At 47.5% G+C, this 1,085-nt stretch carries 1 protein-coding gene; it reads left to right on the top strand.

Features of this window, described 5'->3' with window-relative positions; translation table 11 throughout:
• Positions 1–267: 267 nt before the first annotated feature.
• Positions 268–1,085: ISL3 family transposase (locus tag A1359_RS04715; RefSeq protein WP_157200473.1), on the top strand; the 818-nt coding region annotated here is incomplete at its 3' end.

The following is a 1,085-nucleotide window of genomic DNA, read 5'->3' on the forward strand; positions in this document are numbered from 1 at the left end:
ATATAGTATTTCTGGAAATGGATTGGCATATCGAATAGGCTTTGGCTTTGATATGCTGACTGAACCTATGATTTTTTAAGCTTAAATGACCCAGCCGCAGATACAAATCCCTTTAGACCTACCCGATGTTCAGGTAGAGCAGTATGAACAAACGCCTCAAGGCTTGATGATTACAGTGGCTAGCACTTGCAAGACGGCCATGTGTCGCCGGTGCGGGCGGACCATTGATAAGTTTACGGCTACGATAAAGAGATTACCTTGCGGCATATGCCGATCTTTGACAAGCCAGTCTGGATTCGGATCAAGCCCAAACGTTTTCAATGCCCTGACTGTTACAAAGGACCAACCACGACTCAGCGCTGTGAGTGGTATGACCCGAAGAGTCCGCATACCAAAGCTTATGAACAATGGATTCTACGGGAAATGATCAACAGTACGCTTAGCGACGTCAGTTTGAAGCGGGATCTGACGGTCGCCTGCATCGAAGGCATCCTCGATCGTTATGTTCAGCAGCAAGTCGATTGGTCGACAATACCGGCGTTGGCGTTGATCGGTATTGATGAAATCGCGTTGAAGAAAGGACATAAAGACTTTGTCGTGATCATCTCAGGCGTGACGGCTCAGCGCGAGAAGTATATTTTGGCGGTGTTACCGGACCGGAAGAAAGAGACGGTCAAATCCTTTTTAGAAATCATACCGCTTTATCAGCGTGAATCTGTCCGTCAAGTATGCATCGACATGAACGAAGGATACCGCAATGCCGTTCAAGAAACCCTGTCCGGCGTGCCCGTGGTCGTGGATCGTTTTCATGTGGTCAAGCATTACCGCGACTGCGCTGATAAAGCACGCAAAACCGAAATGAAGCGATTGAAAAAGTCATTGGCGGAGCCAGACTATCCACAATTGAAAGGTGCGATGTGGGCGTTACGTAAACCTTGGATAGCCTTGACCGATGAGCAGCAAAATGTGCTGTTACGGCTGTTTCAGCATGCACCCATTTTGAAAGAAGTCTATATACAACGTGAAGTACTGACCGGTATTTTTGATAGCCGCATCAACAAAGTGCAAGCGGAACAAGCCTTCAT

Source organism: Methylomonas lenta, from assembly GCF_001644015.1.
GTDB lineage: Bacteria > Pseudomonadota > Gammaproteobacteria > Methylococcales > Methylomonadaceae > Methylomonas > Methylomonas lenta.